The organism is Neptunomonas marina, from assembly GCF_004005935.1.
GTDB classification, from domain to species: domain Bacteria; phylum Pseudomonadota; class Gammaproteobacteria; order Pseudomonadales; family Balneatricaceae; genus Neptunomonas; species Neptunomonas marina.
Window position 1 is genome coordinate 266295 of the sequence record NZ_SACQ01000001.1, and the last position, 19124, is coordinate 285418.

A 19124-nucleotide genomic window follows, 5' to 3' on the forward strand; every position below is an offset into this window, starting at 1 on the left:
TTTGCGCTTTCCCTGCTATGCTGATCTGCATACAGTAATCCTGTCCTATATCTATGAATTTAAGTTACTTTCTCGATTACGTTCGTGCGTTAAGCAGTAGCGAAGTTCACATACAAAGGGTAGGATGAGCCAATGATTATCCGTGCATTCGATAAAATGGATTAAGCGTAGTGCAGTCAACTCTCAAACTAACTTTCGTTGTAGTCGGAGCGTTACTCGCCGGAGCGGGGTACCTCTCAGCATCACCGCAAGCGGGAACGACGTTATCGTGCCATGCTAACGGGTCGAAGGATGTGAACGCCTCGGTAGGTGGTCTTGCTAGCAATAGCTTGGGTGAAAACTACCTCAATGGTGCAGGTGTTGAGCAAGATATGCAGCAAGCGTATCGCTGGTTTTGCAACGGCGCGATGCAGCGCAATTCGACGGCTCAGCTAAACACTGCTCTTATGCTGCTTGAGGGCCGAGGTGTTCAGCGTGATGTGCAATTAGGTATGTCTTGGCTAAACCAAGCGGCCATCAACGGCAATCATGATGCTGAGCTTGCGCTGGGCATTTTGCTCGTGGACTCTGACCCCGTGCGTAGTTCGGTACTTTTTAAGCGCTCTGCGGCGGCTGGCAATCTTTATGCTAACCATCGCCTTGCAGAGCTGTATTACTACGGAATTGGCGTTAATCAAGATTACGCTAAAGCAACTGAGTTACTAGAGGTTGGTGTTGCAGCGGGCTTTGATAAAAGCCGCGACCTGCTAACAAGAATCCGAGTACGACAAAACGATAGTCGTTCTGACGTGGTCGTAATCGAACCTGCAACCATTGAGGATGCTGTTGCTCCAGTGGCCTCTTCGGCTCAGGAGCCAGAGGTCGCTGATGCAGCACCTGCGGTTGCGGTTTCTCCGCAACAGACACAGCGCACAGGCAATGTGCTAGAGAAGATCCTGTCAGTTTTCCCTGCTTTATCGAAACCATCCACCGCTCCTGTGCAGGATGTTGAGGTTGCAGAGTCCACCGCGAGTAGCGTTAAAACTGTTGTCGCAGACGAACCTGACGTTGCACCTGCACCAGACGTTCCAGAGACGAGTATTGCGGTCGCAGCGCCGGCGGCAGCGGTTGAAGCGGTGGCCGTAAAGCCTGTCGTAACCATCAGTGAAGATCTTGAGCAGCAACTGGTCGATGCCGCTGAAGCTGAGGTCGCAGCTGAGCAAACACGCGAGTCCGTGCAAACTGCGGCACAGCCCGACGTAGCAAAACCTGAACCCGTAAAGCCGCGGGTAGCTAACGAGCCTGCTAAAGCCGCAGTGAAGAAAGTGGCGACCTCTCTCAATGCAGAGCGCTTCTTCCGAGATAAGGCGTGGGTCGATGCACAGCCAAAAATGCGCTATGCGATTCAGCTAGTCCAAGCGAGCACCGTTGAGGGTGTTATCGAATATATCGATAAATACGATCTTGGTGATAAGGCGTTCTTTATTAACGCACGCCAAGATGGCCGTTATCGCTATGTTTTGTTGTATGGCGATTATCCGAACAACCGTACAAGTAAAAAGATGGCAAAAACGCTACCTCAAGGGGTACAGGACGCTGGTTACTGGATTCGAACTTATGGGAATCTGCGCACAAGTTATGAGATTAGCCAGCGCTATTGATTCCATCCTCGCATCCACTGTGTTTGATAAAGTTACTCGAGTCGTCTAATGGCGAGCTTGCAATCTGCATTTAAACCGCGCTGGCTGATTATTTTTGCGCTGCTGCTATGTATCGCTGCGGTGGTCAATCTTTATATCCAATCGCACAAGCTAGATACACTCTTTAGCGAGAGCCACCAGATCGACCTTGATGTTGATGCGGTGACAACCGCTCTGGAGGCTATTTCGGCAGCGGCCCTAAACGCGCCAGCGAAAACATCATTGGATGACCCCGCGCTCGACCAAGCCGCGGATGCACTCCTTTATGCCAGAACGGTTCTGTTGCGATTGAGCCATCCACAGGGCTCTGCTCCAACACATAGTGCTTTAGCACTGCTTAGCCGCTACTACAATAAAGTCATAGCGCAGCGCCGCTTGGCTGCTGCAGAGCAGGACTGGTTCTCGTTAGCTCTCACAGAGAGTCAGCTCGTAAGCGAGATATTGTCGCTGCGGGCATGGTCCAAAGCGGCGTTCCAGCCAAAGCTAATGGAACAGACCAAGCGATGGCGTATTGCGCAGCTGCTAGTGGCGGCGGGAATTGTATGTGCTGCAGTTGCCCTGCTTATCGGATGGTACCGATCCCGACGTGCAGTGAGTGCTTATGAGCCCGCTCCTGTCCTTACTGGCTTATCTAGCTATCGAAATACGGCTATCGATCCACCCGCATCTTTACCTAAACAGCCAGAAACTCTGCGAAAGCCGAGTCTAACTGCAGCACTCAAGCAGGTTGTTCCAGCGATCAGCCTACCTCTGATTCTGCTGGATCGCGAGGGCAATGTGGAGTGTATGAGCGATGCTGTACACTATCAAAATGATGACCTACCCACGCGCTTTGAGCCGAGCCAGCTAGCAGAGCAACACGTTGTGATTGATCGTGTCGGCCGCTTTTACGTGCATTCGTTGCCTGACTGCGGGTGGTTACTTGTGCAGCAGTTTGACTCAGTGGGTGATGCAGAAGAAAGTGCGCTCGAAACGTTACTCGAGGCTGCGATTAACGGAGACTTTAGCCAGCGGTTGCCCAAAGGCGGCGTTAACGATAAAGCGAACCATCTTATGGGGCTGTTAGATACCTACTTCTTGCAGTTAGAAGAGGTCTCCAAATCGATTAGCGAAGGGCAGTTAAAACCTTTGAAAGGGCGCCTGAGTAAGCACGCTCCCGGCCGTTTTGGTGAGTTAAACTACCAAACTAATATTGCGATCAAGCACCTGATTCAAACAGTCCGATCGCTCTATCAATTAAATCATCAGATTGCGCAGGCCGCCGCTAAACCCCTTGAAATGGATAATACCAGCGTGGCGGCTCCTAAGGCTTCGGATGATGCGATCAACCCGTTATTAGATGCACGTACAAGCTCAGTGCATGCCGCTGAAGTAGTCGATAGTTTTGCTTTACGATTGCAGGGCGTAGTGACCTCTAATACTGATATTCAGCGGCTGTCAGAGGTCGTTGATGGTATCGCATTTCAAACCAACCTGTTGGCGCTTAACGCGTCGATCGAGGCTGAGCGGGCGGGTGAGCGTGGTGCGGGGTTCCGTATTGTGGCAAGGGAAGTTCGTGAACTGGCTAACGATGCTGCTCAAGCTGCACGCCAGATCAGAACTGCACTAAGCGAAAGCGATCATGCGCTTCAAGATAGTCTGTTTTGCGCTGAGCATTCACACGTGGCTATACAGGAGGTGGTTGATTCACTTGCTCGCCTTGATATATCGCCTGTGGTCGAAGAGCCGGTTGTTACCTCGGCTGCAGCGGACCCGCGCATCGCCAAGATCACCTCTACAAATCTTCAGTTACGCCAAGTACTGCGCTTTTTTAAGTAGCTTATTTTAAGTCGCTCGTTTTTCGTAACTCGTGATTTAATCACCCACCGCTGCGCGAAAAAGTATCTTCCAATGAGTCCTCAATCGCGGCTAGACATGCTGCAACAGAACGAGGCACTTGGTTATTGTAAGGGTGCAGTGCATAGACCGGATTCTCGATCAGTTGATGGTCTGGGAAGAGCGGTACAAGCGTGTTTAGCTGGCGTACTAAAAAATCCGGTACCAAACCGATACTACCTCCTGAACTGATCATCGCTACGGCGGTATTGAGTGAGTTGACGCGGCATAGGTTACGAGGCTTAAAGTTGATCGCTGCTGCATTTTGCTCTTGGGGCTGCAAATGGTGTTCGATGTTATCGCCTTGCCAACGGTTCGCAATATAGAGCGTGTTCTCACTTATTCCCGCGGCTGCTAGCGCTGGGGTAGCACATAGCTGATCTCGAAAACTACCGATGCGGCGCTGCTTGAGGGTGCTTGCAGCAGATGAGCCTACCCGAATCGCGAGATCGATGGTGTCTGCACTGAGTGATAGCTGCTCATCGGAGCTGATCAGCTCGGCGCGCAGCTTTGGGTAGCGAGACATCGCCGCCGCTATTGCGGGGGCGACTAACGCATTCATCAACGCATCGGGAGCGGTAATGGTGACGCGCCCCTGCGGCTCTACTTGATAACTTCTGACTAAATCCCAAGCGGAATCGATGACCTCATTCATCTCGCGGCAGCGTTGATAGAACAGCTGGCCTACATCTGTTAAGTGCTGCCTGCGTGTTGTTCTGATAAGAAGAGTGGCGCCGAGTTCTGATTCCAACGTCTTTAGGTGTTGGCTGACAACAGACTTAGACAGCTCGAGATGATCAGCGGCCGCGGAGATAGAGCCTTGCTCAACGATATGAGTAAAAATGGACATTTGTCGGGAACGGTTCATAACTATTGTCCGTAAAAATTAAACAATGAATTTTTATATGTCTGTTTTTTGATGTCAATGATCCTCCTAGTATGGATTCTGTCAGTTAACCAACGAGGAAGAACAATGCAGCAAGATACTGAACTTATGCTATGTAAAGCGGGAATTGATGCGTGGCGCGCTGCGTTTAATGAGCAAGACGCCGCAGGGTGTGCAGCTCAGTACCTAGAAAATACGGTTATGGAAGCACGTCCATTTGGGGTGTTTGAAGGGCGTGAAGCGATACAAGCGTTTTGGCAGAATATTATTGATCAAGGCTTCAAAGAGGTTGCTTACACCGATGTGACTTGGACAAAGGTTGATGAAGGTGGTTATCTGTTATCGGCTAAGTGGAAGATGAACAAAGCGTTTGGTGTGGTTCATTCAGAACATTGGGTTGTTGATGAAGACGGCAAAGCACGCTTAAAGAGCGACCTGTTTGAGGTCCTTGGTGAGCGCTAATACAGGCCGTTATAAAAAGGGCCGCTGAGCGGCCCTTGTGCTTTTAAAGCAGATTGTAGACAAATACGACGGCCACACCGGCCGGTGTCACAAAGCGCAGTACAAACATAAAGCTTTTGAACAGCGCGCCATTACCTATATCTAGCTCGTTCTCAACGGCTTGTTTGTTCATAAACCAGCCCGCGAAGATTGCTATCAGCATTCCGCCAAGCGGCATCATCAGGTTAGCGGTAAAGTAATCGAGTAGGTCGAAAACAGTCTTGCCCTCGAAGACGGGAATAAAGGCTAGAGGGTGGAAGTCTGCCCACTCGTTAAAAGACAACACCGTTGCGATGCCGAGTACCCAAATCGATAGCCCACCGATAAGTGCCCCGACTGTGCGGCTAATACCTTTTTGTTCTTCAAGCCACTCGACCACAGGCTCGAGTAGCGAGATTGCTGAGGTGAGCGCAGCCACCACCAGTAAACCAAAGAACAGAGTGCCGAACAGTACGCCGCCTGTCATTTGGCCGAAAGCGAGTGGCAGAGTTTGGAAGATAAGACCGGGGCCCGCGCCAGGTTCTAATCCATTTGCGAACACCAGTGGGAAAATAGCAAGGCCTGCGAGCAGTGCGACAACCGTATCAACAATAGAAACCGTCACCGCGGTTTTAACAACCGATACCTTTTTAGGCAGAAATGATCCGTACGCCATCATCACGCCCATACCTAAGCTTAGCGTGAAAAAGGCGTGGCCAAGCGCTGTCAGCACTCCTTCAGTTGATAGCTTGCTGAAGTCTGGCTGGAACAGGAACGCGAAGCCTTGCGCAAAATCACCGCTTGCCAACGCGTAGCCAACCATCACCAGCAGCAGTAAGAACAGTAGCGGCATTAAAACGTTCACGGCTTTCTCAAGCCCCGAGCGAATACCGCGAGCGACGATCATGATCACTGCCACCATAAAGATCGAGTGCCAGAGCAATAGCGTGGATGGGTCGCCTAATAGGCCGCCGAACAGGGCGCCGATCGTTTCGGTATCGGCGCCACTAAAAGTGGAGGAGGCGGCATGGCCCACATAGGAGATCGCCCAGCCGCCGATCACTGAGTAGAAAGATAAGATCATAAATGAGGCGATAATCCCCATCCAGCCCAGCCAACCCCAGCGCTTGCTCAAGCCATCTCTGCTGGCCAAAATACGCATCGTATTGATAGGGCTGCGACCACCGCGGCGGCCGATCATCACCTCGGCAATCATAATCGGGATACCGATCATGGCGATACAGAGCAGGTAAACGATAACAAAAGCACCGCCACCGTTCTCACCGGTGATATAGGGAAACTTCCAGATATTGCCTAAGCCAACAGCTGAGCCGCTAGCGGCAAGAATAAAGGCTAAACGTGAGGACCACATTGGGTTGTCTGCACGTGCATCGGCGATCGCATCACCGGATGCTTGATGAGTTTGCGTTGTCACTATTTCTCTCTCCACGTATTTATTTTTATCGTGTTTTCAAGATAGATTCGCCCAGCAGAGGCAGGCGTTGCCTCGAGCGTCCATGGCAAAAAAACGGCGTGATCCCTCACGCCAAAGGGTCTACTAACTATTGCAAGTAACGTGGTGATTTCAGCGCGCCGTTATAGCCCGCTGGCGCAACCAGCGCTATCGGATAAAGCGCTCCTCTGCCAAGCGGTTGGCAATAACGCCGGTGCCTTCGCCAGATGCGTCACTGCGCTTAAAGATCTCTGCAAGAGTGTCACCAATGGTCTCGATGTGAGTGCGCACCTTATCGGGCGTATGGCCGGTGCGCTCGTAAAAGATATCGATGATACCGCCGGCGTTGATGGCGAAATCTGGCGCATACAGGATGCCAGCATCGCGTACTTGTTGATCGTGTGCTGCATGCTCAAGCTGGTTGTTTGCCGCGCCAGCAATCACTTTGGCTTTCATGAGCGCTAAGCTCTGATCGTTTATCGTGGCGCCGAGTGCACAGGGGGCAACCACATCAACCTCTTGCGCCAAAATCGCGTCGGCAGCAACGGCTGTAGCTCCCAAGCCATTAACCGCTCGCTCGACAAAAGCGGGGTAAATGTCGGATACGATGAGCTCGGCACCTGCTTCGTGCAGGTGTTTTGCCAGTCGGAAGCCAACGTTGCCCACACCTTGGATAGCCACGCGTAAACCCGTTAAATCTTGCGTGCCAAACTTATGTGCCACCGCGGCTTTAAGGCCAACAAATGTACCGTAGGCTGTCGCGGGGGAGGGGTCGCCATTGCAAGGTAAACCGTCAATTCCGGTGCGCTCTGTAATACCCGCCACATAGTGGGTATGGCGCGCCATCACCTGCAGATCAGGTACGCTCGTGCCTGAATCTTCAGCGGCAATATAGCGCCCACTCAGGCTTTCCAGTGCGCGGCCCATCATCTCTAGGAGGGCTTCACTCTTGTGCTCGCGAGGGTTACCGATGATGACGGATTTACCGCCGCCAAGGTCAAGGTTGGCTAGAGCTGACTTGTAGGTCATCCCTTTCGATAGGCGCAGCACATCGGTGAGCGCTTCGGCATCGCTGCCGTATTGCCACATGCGGCATCCACCAAGCGCTGGACCACGATTTGAGTTATGGACAGCGATAATGGCTTTTAGGCCCGTTTCCTTGTCGTGAAAAAAGTTGACCTGCTCGTGTTGGTCAAACTCTGGATGGCTAAAGATAGACATGTATTACCTCAATAATCTGTTCATTTCACGGGCTAAACTGCCGGAGAACCCAATGACATCTCAGGTGTTTCAGGGCTCGTTAGTTGTTCACGTAATGTGCTCCGCAGCTGTTGAGCTTGCTCGTAGTTCTGCTCTTTCACCGGGCCAAAGCCGCGCACTTGGCTTGGCAGTTGCGCCAGTTGTAGAGCCAAAGCGTGGTTCTCTGAGTTAAGGTGCTCGGTGATCAGCGCAAGGTCTGCTTCATACTCTTTGATAAAGCGGCGCTCTAAACGGCGATCAGCTCCCCAGCCAAAGATATCCAGTGGCGTGCCGCGGACACTTTTGCACTTGGCGAGTACTCTAAAGAGCGGCAGGATGCGTTCACTAAAGGTTATCTTCTTGGGGCGCTGACCCTGCTTGCTGCGTGACAGCAGCGGTGGTGCAAGGTTGAACTCAAGTTCAAAGTCGCCTTCAAATTGACTTTCCAGCTGTGCTTTAAAAGCGTCCGAGGTGAGCAAGCGCGCTACCTCGTACTCATCTTTGTAAGCGAGGACGCGGGCATAGTTTTCGGCCACTGCCTGAGCAATCTGGCTGCGATTTGTTGTTGATTTTTCATGGTTGCGCAGTGCTTCGACGCGTTGGCGGTATCGCTCAGCCAGTTGGCTATTTTGGTAGGCGATTAAATGCGCCGATTCGCGGCTGATAACCTCATCAAGTGAGGGCATGATGCGAAGGGGCTGCGGTTTCGCTTGCGGGTCGAGAATTGTCTCTACAGCCGCGGCATCATGCGCATAGCAACGCCCCCACAGGAAGGCTTTTAAGTTTGCCTCAACCGATGCTCCGTTGAGACGAATGGCTTCCTCAATTGAGGTGCGCTGCAGAGGTATCAAGCCTTTCTGCCATGCATAGCCAATGGTAAATAGGTTAACTGCCATACCGTCACCCATTAGATCGGTCGCCAGTTGGGTTGCATCAAAGCAGAAGCTGCCCTCTGAGCGCGCGGTGGCTTCGATCACCGCTTGCATCTCTGCATTAGGTACATGCAGGTCAGGGTTACGCGTGAACGCGGCTGGCATCGTCTCGTGGTTGTTGATAATCGCAGCGCTGCGTTGGCGGTCGAGCTTACCTAGAGCCTCTTCGCTGGCGCCGACCATGAGGTCAAAGCCCACTAACAAGTCTGTCTCACCGGCGGGGATACGCACGGTATGGATCTGATCCTGCGAAGGGGCGATGCGAATATGGCTCATCACTGCGCCAAACTTCTGTGCAAGACCAATCTGGTCTAACACACCGACCCCTTTCTCTTCGATATGCGCTGCCATACCCAGCAAAGCACTGACAGTCACAACCCCTGTGCCACCGACGCCTGTGAGCAAAATGTTGTACGGTGTGTCGCATTGCACCACGTTGGGTTCCGGTAGTTGTGCTGCGGGTGGTGCAAGGTTCAACCCCGGGGCTTTTTTGAGCTTGGCCCCTTTTACCGTGACAAAACTTGGGCAGAAGCCGCGGACGCAGCTGAAGTCTTTGTTACAGGCTGATTGATCGATCTCCCGTTTTCGGCCCTGTGGAGTCTCTTTTGGTAACACGGATAGACAGTTGGACTGGATACCGCAGTCGCCGCAGCCTTCACAGATATCGCTGTTGATAACAACACGTTTATCGGGATCGGGCATTTGGCCGCGCTTACGACGGCGACGTTTTTCGGCAGCGCAGGTTTGGTCAAAGATTAGAGCTGTGCAACCTGCGGTATCACGCAGCTCGCGCTGCAGGGCATCCAAATCATCTCGGTGGTGGAATGTGACGCCATCAGCAAACTCGGCTCGGCTTGGGTACTTGTTGGGCTCGTCGCTGACCACAGCGATACGGCGGACGCCCTCACCAAACAGCTGGTGGGTAATTTGCTGTACAGTCAGCTGACCATCAACCGGTTGGCCGCCTGTCATCGCAACGGCGTCGTTGTAAAGAATTTTGTAAGTGATGTTTGTACCGGCGGCAACCGCTGCACGAATCGCCAGCAAACCAGAGTGGAAGTAGGTGCCGTCGCCTAGGTTTTGGAAAACATGGTTGTTGGTGGTGAATGGCGCTTGGCCAATCCATGTTGTGCCTTCGCCACCCATCTGGGTGAAGGTTTCGGTGCCGCGGTCCATCCATGTTGCCATGTAGTGACAGCCGATTCCGCCGAGTGCTTTACTGCCTTCGGGCACCGTGGTTGAGGTGTTATGCGGGCATCCAGAGCAGAAATGTGGCGTGCGTTCCACGAGCTGCCGCGGTTGGGTTAGCTCTGCTTCTTTTTGAGTCAGAAAGTCCAGACGTTGTGAAACCTGATCGCTGGTATAGAAGGGTGCCATGCGCGCAGCAATGGCGCGGGCAATCATTGCGGGTGTCAGCTCACCGAGTGTGGTTAGCAGCTCTTGGCCGTGCTCATCAAGCTTGCCGACGACGCGCGGGCGAATATCATCTTGCCACGTGTAAAGGTAACTGCGGATCTGATCTTCGATCACTCCGCGTTTCTCTTCGACCAAGAGCAGTTCAGGAACACCTTTCGCAAACTCACGAATACCCTCAGGCTCTAGCGGCCAGACCATGCCCACTTTGTAAAGGGTGATTCCAAGCTCGCTGGCACGCTGATGGCTGATCCCCAGATCTTCGAGTGCTTGTAAGACGTCTAGGTAGGATTTACCTGTGGTAACGATACCTAGGCGGGGCTGATCACTTTTGATGATAACTTTATCGATCTCGTTGGCGCGGCAAAACGCCTCTGCTGCTTTAAGCTTATAGGTATGCAGGCGGGCTTCTTGCTGCATCGGCTTATCTGGCCAGCGTGCATTAACGCCATCGCTGGGTAGCTCAAAGTGCTCTGGCAGGTTGATCTGGATACGCTCCAGATCAAGGTCGGCAGAGATGGAGGAGTCGAGTAGTTCAGCGAGTGTCTTGAAACCCACCCAACAGCCGGTAAAGCGCGACATCGCCCAGCCATAGAGGCCAAAGTCGAGCATCTCTTGAATGCCAGAGGGGTAGAGCACTGGCATCATCGCATCCATAAAGGCGTAGTCACTCTGGTGCGGTAAGGTAGACGACTTGCAGGCATGATCATCGCCAGCAACCGCGAGTACGCCGCCCAAAGGCGAAGTCCCGAACGCGTTGGCGTGCTTTAAAACATCGCCGGTGCGATCAACGCCGGGCCCTTTGCCGTACCAGAGACCAAAGACACCATCATACTTAGCCCCTTCAAATACGTTGACCTGCTGAGACCCCCATACGGCGGTGGCGCCAAGGTCTTCGTTAATGCCGGGCTGGAAATAGATATTGTGCTGCTCTAGGTATTTACGCGCTTGCCATAGGGTTTTGTCGAAGCCACCCAGTGGTGAGCCGCGATAGCCTGAGATAAATCCAGCGGTATTGTGGCCCATCTTTTTATCAAGTTGGCTTTGCAGCATAGGTAGACGAGCGAGGGCTTGGCTGCCGTTTAGGTAAACACGGCCAGAGTTGAGTTCCCACTTGTCATTCAAGGTAACGTCTTTCATCGGAATTCTCCCAAAACCTTGAACAGACCGGTCTTGCGCGCGACTACAAACGCGGGTGCAGAATAGACTGATCCGTTACCGCCGGTGTTGGCGGGTAATTAAAGGTGATTAAACGTAAGTGACTAAATCAGCGCGGCGTAATGCGGCTTGATTGCAGTTCTGACGTTGGAAGAATGGATGCGAGGCCGGTGTCGGCGATAGGGTATGCTGTTGTCATTGACTAGACTCCTCGACAGGACTGGATCGCAGTCATGTACTGGAAATTTGTTATTTTTATCCTGCTTATCTTGGCAGGTTCGTCTGTTGCTCTTGTGAAGCTGAAAGCGAAGATAGGGCAGTTTTTTAGGGCCGTCAAGCGAGTGAAACCGTGAAACGATACTGTTGGAATTTAGAAAGTTCTGTTTGGAAATCGTGAAACAGGAGATTCTTCTTTGGCGAGATGGCTGGTTGGAAAATAGCCATAAAAAAAGAGGGGTCGGCAGAGCCAACCCCTATAATGACAAGAACCATAATATCAGTTGAAGAGAAGGGCCCATCAACTGATGAGGTGAAGCACATACTGTGTTTGCAACTGCAAAGCTTTGTATGACTTGCGAGCGAGTTAATATTATTGGTAATGAAAATAATTATCAATAACTTTTTTGTAAAAATATCAGATTTTTCTTCTTCGCTTATTCCGCGCGGGGTGTACAGCCCCGCGCGGTACTGATCGTTAGCCGTAGACTGTGTGTGAAATCGCCAATACGGCGAGGTATCCCGCGCTGTAGGCGACAAGCAGCCAGTGGATGAAACGCAGGTAGCTGATAAACGAGAGCACTTCGAGCTTGCTCAGCGCAATGACACCAGCAGCAGAGCCGATGATCAGGATTGATCCTCCCACGCCGACGGCATAGGTTAGACCGAGCCAGTCAGATAGCGTCATCTCTACGCCCGACTGCAAGATGGCCGCGGTGAGCGGTACGTTATCGACAAGTGCGGAGAGAATGCCAACGATAAAATTGGCGATGTACGCTGGCATCACTGTGTACAGTTGTGGCAGCAGCTCCAATACCGAGAGCTCACGCAGCATACCCACCAGCAGCAAAACACCGAGGAAGAACAAGAGCGTATCAAACTCGATATCACGCACATATTCGAGGATGTTGGGCTTGGCTTCATCTTTGTGGATCAAACGATGCACGATAAACATGACGGATAAGCCAAATAAGAAGGTGAGTACCGGTGGTACTTGCCAGAGAATACTAAAAGTTAACGTGCTAATAATGGTGGCGAGAAAGAGCACTGCGATCAGTTGATCAGAGCGAGCAATCGGGCGTTTGAACTTGGGAAGAGTGACCTCTTCGCTGCAGCCGCGCATCAGGCAAAGTACCAAAATAACAACACCAAAGGCGGCTGGTGGAATCAGAATAAACAGGTTGGTGACGGTGACTTTATCGGCTAGAAAGATCATCAAGGTTGTTACGTCACCCGTGATCAGTGATACCCCGCCTGAGTTGACTGCAAAAACAATCAGCGTCGCGAACTTGAGCGTTGTACGCTTATCAAGATTTAGTGAAGCGAGCAGTGACAGCATAATGAGCGATGCGGTGATGTTGTCGGCCAACGATGAAAACCCAAGGGCTAGCAGTGCAATGAGCATCATGAGTTGGCTTAGCTTCAATTGATTGGGTAGCAGTCGATAGACGAGCTGCGTAATGAGCCCCTTTTGGTTTAGATAAGCCACATAGGTCATCGCTGCCATCAAGAAGAGCCACAATGTAGCGATCTCGAGTAGCTGTTCGTTCAGCCCCTCTTTGATCTCGTGGATATGTCCTTGAGGAAAGATAAACGCTAGTATCCACACCAGCGTGCCGATAAATAGCGTTGATTTTGCTTTATTAAGATGGATCACATCTTCCAGCACGATTAGCACAAATGCTAACCCGATCAGCCCTAAAATAAGATAGTTCATGGTTTTTCTCTTTATTTTTATTTCGCGAGATAACAGATCGGACATCGTCACTTGGTAAGTACACGAGTCGTTTAGCGCTTGAAATGGAGGTTTACTATGCGTTCTCTCTCACCCCAATTACTCACGCTTGTATTACTTTTCGCCGCCTTGTGGCCGCGTAGTGCTCTATCTGAGCAGGTGTTGAGCATCGATCATGTGATGTTTCCTGTCTACAACAACACTGCATTGCTCACCCAAATTGAACCCCTTTGGCAAGCTTGGGAGCAGGGCCGAGTTGAGCGCCGTGAACCCAATAACCTGTTCAGCGGTATCTACTACCACAGCCGCGACTGGTACGTTGAGTACCTCTCCAATGTCCCGTCGCAGCCCTACTGGAGTAATGCTGTTTACGTTGTGGTGCCGAAGCAGTATTGGGATTTTTACGCAACACCTGCTTGGCGCAGTGAGCACTTTCTGATTCCTGAGTTCGGTAGTGGCTTTCAATTGGTGAGTCCCGATTATCCTTACCTCAATAGCCGGATAAACAGCGAGGAAACCTACCGGGGTTTTACATTGTTAATTTCTCCTGCGTTAGCTAAGGCACTCAAAAATGTAGCGGGCCAGCGTTGGCAACTGCCTGCGAATGTCCAAGTGGATCAGCGCTTAAAGCATCGACATGATATGGGTGTGATCAACGAACATAAGAAGCTGATTGCTCCGCTGCTACAAGCCAATCCCATCTTGCGGGATTATCTCTAACCACCTGTCACGATAACGTATTAGCTGCAACGAAAAAGGGCCTCATCGTGAGGCCCTTATCTTCGGTTAAACGTCGTCTAAGCCCAGCTCTGCGATCGAAATCTCGCGCATTTTGAACTTCTGGATTTTGCCTGTGACCGTCATTGGGAACTCGTCAACAAACTTGAAGTAGCGTGGGATCTTGAAGTGGGTAATCTTACCCTTACAGAACTCGCGAAGTTGCTCTTCAGATACGTTCTCTGCATCAGGGTGCAGGCGAATCCAAGCGATCAGCTCTTCGCCATATTTCTTATCAGGCACGCCCGTGACTTGAACATCTGAGATCGATGGGTGAGTGTATAGGAACTCTTCGATCTCTTTCGGGTAGACGTTTTCGCCACCACGGATCACCATATCCTTGATACGGCCAACGATCTGGATGTAGCCCTCTTCATCCATCGTGGCTAGGTCACCTGTGTGCATCCAGCCAGCGGAGTCGATCGACTTGGTTGTGGCTTCTTCGTTATTCCAGTACTTCAGCATCACGCTGTAGCCGCGGGTACAAAGCTCACCAATCTCGCCGCGTGGGACAACTGCGCCGGTAGCTGCATCAACAATTTTCGTTTCTAGGTGCGGTTGGGTGCGACCTACAGTGGTGACACGCTTATCGAACGGATCGTTCGCTGCGGTTTGCGTTGATACCGGGCTGGTCTCGGTCATGCCATAAGCGATCTGCACCTCTTCCATGTGTAGACGTGAATTAACCGCTTTCATCACCTCAGCAGGGCAGATCGATCCAGCCATAATGCCGGTGCGTAATGAGCTAACATCGAACTTCTCGAAATCTGGATGATCTAGCTCCGCGATAAACATCGTTGGCACGCCGTACAGCGCTGTTGCTTTCTCTTCCGAGACCGCTTCCAGCACGGTTGTTGGATCGAAGCCTTCATCTGGATAGATCATGGTTGCGCCGTGGGTCATACAACCGAGATTTCCCATCACCATACCAAAGCAGTGATACAGCGGCACGGGAATAACCATGCGGTCTTGGTCAGTTAGGTTCATGCTTTCACCAACGAAGTATCCGTTGTTCAGGATATTGTGGTGTGACAGCGTCGCGCCTTTCGGGAAGCCTGTGGTGCCAGACGTGTACTGGATGTTGATAGCATCATCAAACTGCAGCTTGGACTGTATCTCTTGAAGCGTTTCGGCGGATACTTCAGCGCCCATCTCAAAGAAGTCATCCCAGCGCCACATGCCCGAGTGCTTCTCTTGGGCTAGGTTTACGATGCCTTTTAAGTGCGGCAGCTTCATTGCTTTGAGCGCACCCTCATTTGAAGCTTTTAGCTCCGGCGCAAGCTCGAACAACATTTCCGTATACTTGGAGCTTTTGAAGGTATCTGCTGTAACGAGGAATTTTGCCTCAGATTGGTTAAGCGCGTACTCAAGCTCGTGTAAACGGTATGCTGGGTTGATGTTCACCAAAATGGCGCCTACTTTAGCCGTGGCGAACTGTGTAATTGTCCATTGGGCACAGTTAGGTGACCACATACCCACACGGTCGCCAGGCTGTACGCCAATGGCAAGGAAGGCACGCGCAGCTTTATCAACTGCGGTTTGTAGTTCTTTATAGCTGTAGCGCAACCCTTGGTGACGCACAATCAGTGCATCATTGTCTGGGTAGGCTGCTGCGATTTCGTCAAACTTGTCGCCGATGGTCATGCCGATCAACGGCTTCTCTGATACTCCACTGGTGTAACTTGGCAATTTAGCTGTCATGATCAAATCCCTGTAATATTTTTCGTTATCAGGTCTTTCTTATTAGAAGGTGTTATCGATTACTGCCGTGATATGACGGGTTTGGTTGCATCTCTACCGCCGCTGCAACACGGTTGGTCATATTGTAGAAACCTGCAATATTGGCGATATCCCAGATCCCGCGGTCACTGAACCCTGCATCTCGTAATGCTTGACGATCGCTCTCTAGGATGCGGTCGGGTGTTTCGGTCAGCTTTGCAGCAAAGTCCAGCATGGCGCGATGACGCTCACTGAGGTCAGCCGCGCGATAGTTCATCACCATCAATTCGCCAAGCACGGGATCGCCTGAGTATTCACGCACCGCTGCGCCATGTGCAGTGAGGCAGTAGTAGCAGTGGTTGTGGCTAGAAACGACCACTGCGATCATCTCTCTTTCGAGAGTGGTTAGCTCGCTCTCGCCAAACATCAACTCATTGTAAAAGCGTGAAAACACCTCAAGTTGTGCTTCATTTTGGCTGTAGGCTGCGAGCACATTTGGAATCATGCCCAGAGCTTCTTCGCACTTGGCAAAATAGCGCTGGTGCGCGTCGCTAAGGTCGCTTTGCTCAGGAATTGGAAGATCCAGAGCGGTGATATTGTTTTGACTCATGATGCTGTCCTTCGTTTATTTTTATTGGTTCAGCGAGAGCGTTGTTGTTTACCTAATTAGCTTGAGCACCCTAAGGCTAAGCCAACTTTGGAACCGTTGTTGCGGCCAAGCTGCTGGGTAATCCAGTTGCCGGTAGCCGCCAGCTCTTTTAGGTCGATCCCCGTTTTGATACCGAGGCCCTCTAGCATATACACGACATCCTCACTAGCAACATTGCCGGATGCGCCACTTGCATATGGACAGCCGCCTAAGCCCGCTACGGATGAGTCTATGACACTGATGCCATCCTGCAAAACCGCATACAAGTTAGCCAGTGCTTGGCCATAGGTATCATGAAAGTGCGCTGCCAACTGATTGATTGGCACTTCGTTCGCCACCCGCGCTAGCATTTTGCGTGCGCGCACGGGCGTACCCACACCGATCGTATCGCCCAGTGAAATCTCATAGCAGCCCATATCGAGCAGCTCGCGGGAGACAGCCGCTACTTGTGATGGATCGATATCCCCCTCATAGGGGCAACCCAAAACAGTAGAAACATAGCCACGGATACGGATATTGTTACGCTTAGCCGCTTCAACCACTGGAACAAAGCGCTCCAGTGATTCAGCGATCGAGCAGTTGATATTCTTGCGTGTGAATGACTCGGAGGCCGCGGTAAAGATTGCCACTTCATCGGCGCCGCTTTCAATCGCACCTTCGACACCGCGCAGGTTTGGTGTCAGGGCCGCATAAGCGACCCCGTCATGACGAGTAATACCGGCCATAACCGCCGCTGCATCACCCATCTGTGGTACCCACTTTGGTGATACGAAGCTCGCAGCTTCAATATGGGATACCCCAGCTGCCGCTAAGCGGTTGATCAACGCGACCTTGATATCGGTAGCGATGACTGGACCTGCTTCGTTCTGGAGACCATCCCGCGGGCCGACCTCCACAATGCGTACTGAACTTGGCAGGGCCATGATTAGTCCTCCTCGTTGCTAACAGCAACCAGCGCTGCCCCTTCGGCAACCTGCTCACCTTCGGCAAAGAAGATATCTTCAACGACACCGTCATGTGGTGCGCTGATGCTGTGCTCCATCTTCATCGCTTCCATGATCACGAGAGCGTCGCCTTCTTTCACCGCTTGGCCTTTTTCAACCAGCACGGCAACAATAGCGCCGTTCATTGGAGCCGTTAACGAGCCGCCAGCGGCGCCTTCATTATCGTCGAAGGTTGGGCGGAACTGCATTGCTTTGAACTGATCGCCTTCGCGGAACAGGGTTAGCTCGGTGTCGTTCATGAAACCGTGCACGCTGATACGGTGTCCGTTAACAACGGCATGTAGATGATCGTCGTTGAGTGTTGCCGAGACCTTAAACGTGGCATCATCCACGGTGATCTCGTAGCAATCATTCTCTTCGATGATGCTCACTTGGTGAGTCTCATCGCCAACCACCCATGTTATTGGGCGCGCGTATGTTGCATTTAGACGCCAGCTGTTTTGTTTGTTGAAAGGAGAGTAAGGATCGCCTTTCACTAGGTTATCAGAGCGCTCGTTTTCCAGTGCAAAGCAGGTTGCTAGTGCGAGCTGGCTCTGAATATCCGCGTTGCCGCGCTTGAACAGCAGGTCACTGTGCTTATCGATAAAGCCCGTATCCAGCTCCTCCTGACGGAAGGGTTGGCTATCCGCGACTTGACGCAGGAAGCGAATGTTTGTGGTCATGCCGCCAATACGGTAAGACTCAAGGGCATGCACTAAGCGGTTTAGCGCTTGCTCGCGGTTTTCGTCCCAGACGATCAGTTTGGCGATCATTGGGTCGTAGTACACACTAACCTCATCACCCTCAATAACACCGGTATCGACACGCACGTGAGCGTTCTCGTCTGGTGTGCGAAGGTAGCGCAAGTTGCCTGTAACAGGCAGGAAGTCGTTGTCTGGATCTTCAGCGTAAATACGCGCTTCCAAGGCATGGCCGCGGATCTTGATCTGCGCTTGTTGCAGTGGCAAAGCTTCACCGTCAGCGATGCGTAACTGCCACTCAACGAGGTCTTGGCCGGTGATCATTTCAGTGACAGGGTGTTCTACTTGAAGACGAGTATTCATCTCCATGAAGTAGAAAGAGCCATCTTCGTCATATAGAAACTCAACGGTACCTGCGCCCACGTAGTCGATCGCTTTTGCGGCAGCAACGGCTGCTTCACCCATCGCAACACGCGTCTCTTCTGAAAGACCAGGTGCGGGTGCTTCTTCGATCACTTTCTGGTGGCGGCGCTGTACCGAGCAGTCACGCTCTGCAAGATAAACGCCGTTACCCTGTGAGTCGCAGAATACTTGGATCTCCACATGACGTGGTTTCGTCAGGTAGCGCTCGATCAACATGTCTGGGTTACCAAACGCGTTTTGTGCTTCGCGCTGAGCAGCTGATAGCGCTGCATCAAACTCATCGAGGCCGTTAACAACACGCATACCCTTACCACCGCCACCGGCGATCGCTTTGAGCAATAGCGGGAAACCACACTTTTCAGCTTCAGCTTTGAGCAGCTCAGGCGATTGATCATCACCGTGATAACCCGGTACCAAAGGTACGTTAGCTTTCTCCATGATCGCTTTAGCCGCAGACTTTGAGCCCATGGCTGCGATTGCGGATGCTGGTGGGCCGATAAACGTGATGCCGTTAGCGGCTAACGCTTCAGCGAACTCAGTGTTCTCTGATAAGAAGCCGTAACCTGGATGCACGGCTTGTGCACCGGACTCTTTGCAGATTTCGATAATACGGTCTGCGCGCAGGTAGCTCTCGCTGCTCGGTGCTGGGCCTAAAAGAAAGGCTTCGTCAGCCATCGCCACATGGCGGGCATTACGATCGGCTTCGGAGTAGACGGCAACACAACGAATACCCATACGATGTGCTGTTTGAATCACGCGGCAAGCGATCTCGCCACGGTTTGCAATTAGAATCTTGCTGAACATGG

General features: G+C 51.9%; 13 protein-coding genes. 4 read left to right on the top strand and 9 right to left on the bottom strand.

The features are described 5' to 3' along the window. The first annotated feature begins 170 nt into the window (after positions 1–170). Positions 171–1640: an SEL1-like repeat protein gene (locus EOE65_RS01220; RefSeq protein ID WP_127692471.1), complete on the top strand. Its 1470-nt coding sequence runs from the start codon at positions 171–173 to the stop codon at positions 1638–1640. A 48-nt stretch (positions 1641–1688) separates the two neighbouring features. Continuing rightward, a complete protein-coding gene (locus EOE65_RS18285) occupies positions 1689–3497 on the top strand; it encodes a methyl-accepting chemotaxis protein (RefSeq protein WP_276317491.1) in 1809 nt (602 codons plus the stop codon). A 40-nt stretch (positions 3498–3537) separates the two neighbouring features. On the opposite strand, the gene EOE65_RS01230 is transcribed toward EOE65_RS18285, so the two are convergent. Next, entirely contained in the window at positions 3538–4422 is an 885-nt protein-coding gene (locus EOE65_RS01230; protein WP_127692472.1) for a LysR family transcriptional regulator, read from the bottom strand. A gap of 105 nt (positions 4423–4527) precedes the next feature. Between EOE65_RS01230 and EOE65_RS01235 the strand changes: the two genes are divergently transcribed. Then, on the top strand, positions 4528–4902 hold the full coding sequence (locus EOE65_RS01235) for a nuclear transport factor 2 family protein (RefSeq protein WP_127692473.1): 375 nt from the start codon (positions 4528–4530) through the stop codon (positions 4900–4902). A gap of 43 nt (positions 4903–4945) precedes the next feature. Here EOE65_RS01235 and EOE65_RS01240 read toward each other — a convergent pair whose 3' ends face one another. The 4 genes from EOE65_RS01240 to nhaD form a co-directional block, all read right to left on the bottom strand. Beyond that, positions 4946–6292, bottom strand: a complete 1347-nt coding sequence (locus EOE65_RS01240; protein WP_127693131.1) for a sodium-dependent transporter — start codon at positions 6290–6292, stop codon at positions 4946–4948. A 249-nt stretch (positions 6293–6541) separates the two neighbouring features. Next, positions 6542–7594 carry a Leu/Phe/Val dehydrogenase gene (locus tag EOE65_RS01245; protein WP_127692474.1) on the bottom strand — a complete coding sequence of 351 codons (1053 nt, stop codon included), beginning with the start codon at positions 7592–7594 and terminating at the stop codon, positions 6542–6544. 32 nt (positions 7595–7626) lie between these two features. After that, on the bottom strand, positions 7627–11097 hold the full coding sequence (locus EOE65_RS01250) for an indolepyruvate ferredoxin oxidoreductase family protein (RefSeq protein ID WP_206052584.1): 3471 nt from the start codon (positions 11095–11097) through the stop codon (positions 7627–7629). A 712-nt stretch (positions 11098–11809) separates the two neighbouring features. Next, positions 11810–13048: a sodium:proton antiporter NhaD gene (gene nhaD, locus EOE65_RS01255; RefSeq protein WP_127692476.1), complete on the bottom strand. Its 1239-nt coding sequence runs from the start codon at positions 13046–13048 to the stop codon at positions 11810–11812. A 96-nt stretch (positions 13049–13144) separates the two neighbouring features. Here nhaD and EOE65_RS01260 point away from each other — a divergent pair, with 96 nt between their 5' ends. Continuing rightward, positions 13145–13786: a hypothetical protein gene (locus EOE65_RS01260; protein WP_127692477.1), complete on the top strand. Its 642-nt coding sequence runs from the start codon at positions 13145–13147 to the stop codon at positions 13784–13786. A 66-nt stretch (positions 13787–13852) separates the two neighbouring features. On the opposite strand, the gene EOE65_RS01265 is transcribed toward EOE65_RS01260, so the two are convergent. The 4 genes from EOE65_RS01265 to EOE65_RS01280 are packed head-to-tail and all read right to left on the bottom strand — an operon-like array spanning position 13853 to position 19122. Then, positions 13853–15544, bottom strand: coding sequence for an AMP-binding protein (locus EOE65_RS01265; protein ID WP_127692478.1), 1692 nt, complete (start codon positions 15542–15544; stop codon positions 13853–13855). A gap of 52 nt (positions 15545–15596) precedes the next feature. Then, entirely contained in the window at positions 15597–16172 is a 576-nt protein-coding gene (locus tag EOE65_RS01270; protein ID WP_127692479.1) for a peroxidase-related enzyme, read from the bottom strand. A gap of 56 nt (positions 16173–16228) precedes the next feature. Next, positions 16229–17134, bottom strand: a complete 906-nt coding sequence (locus EOE65_RS01275) for a hydroxymethylglutaryl-CoA lyase (RefSeq protein ID WP_127692480.1) — start codon at positions 17132–17134, stop codon at positions 16229–16231. A gap of 2 nt (positions 17135–17136) precedes the next feature. Then, positions 17137–19122: an acetyl-CoA carboxylase biotin carboxylase subunit gene (locus tag EOE65_RS01280; RefSeq protein ID WP_127692481.1), complete on the bottom strand. Its 1986-nt coding sequence runs from the start codon at positions 19120–19122 to the stop codon at positions 17137–17139. Positions 19123–19124 lie beyond the last annotated feature (2 nt).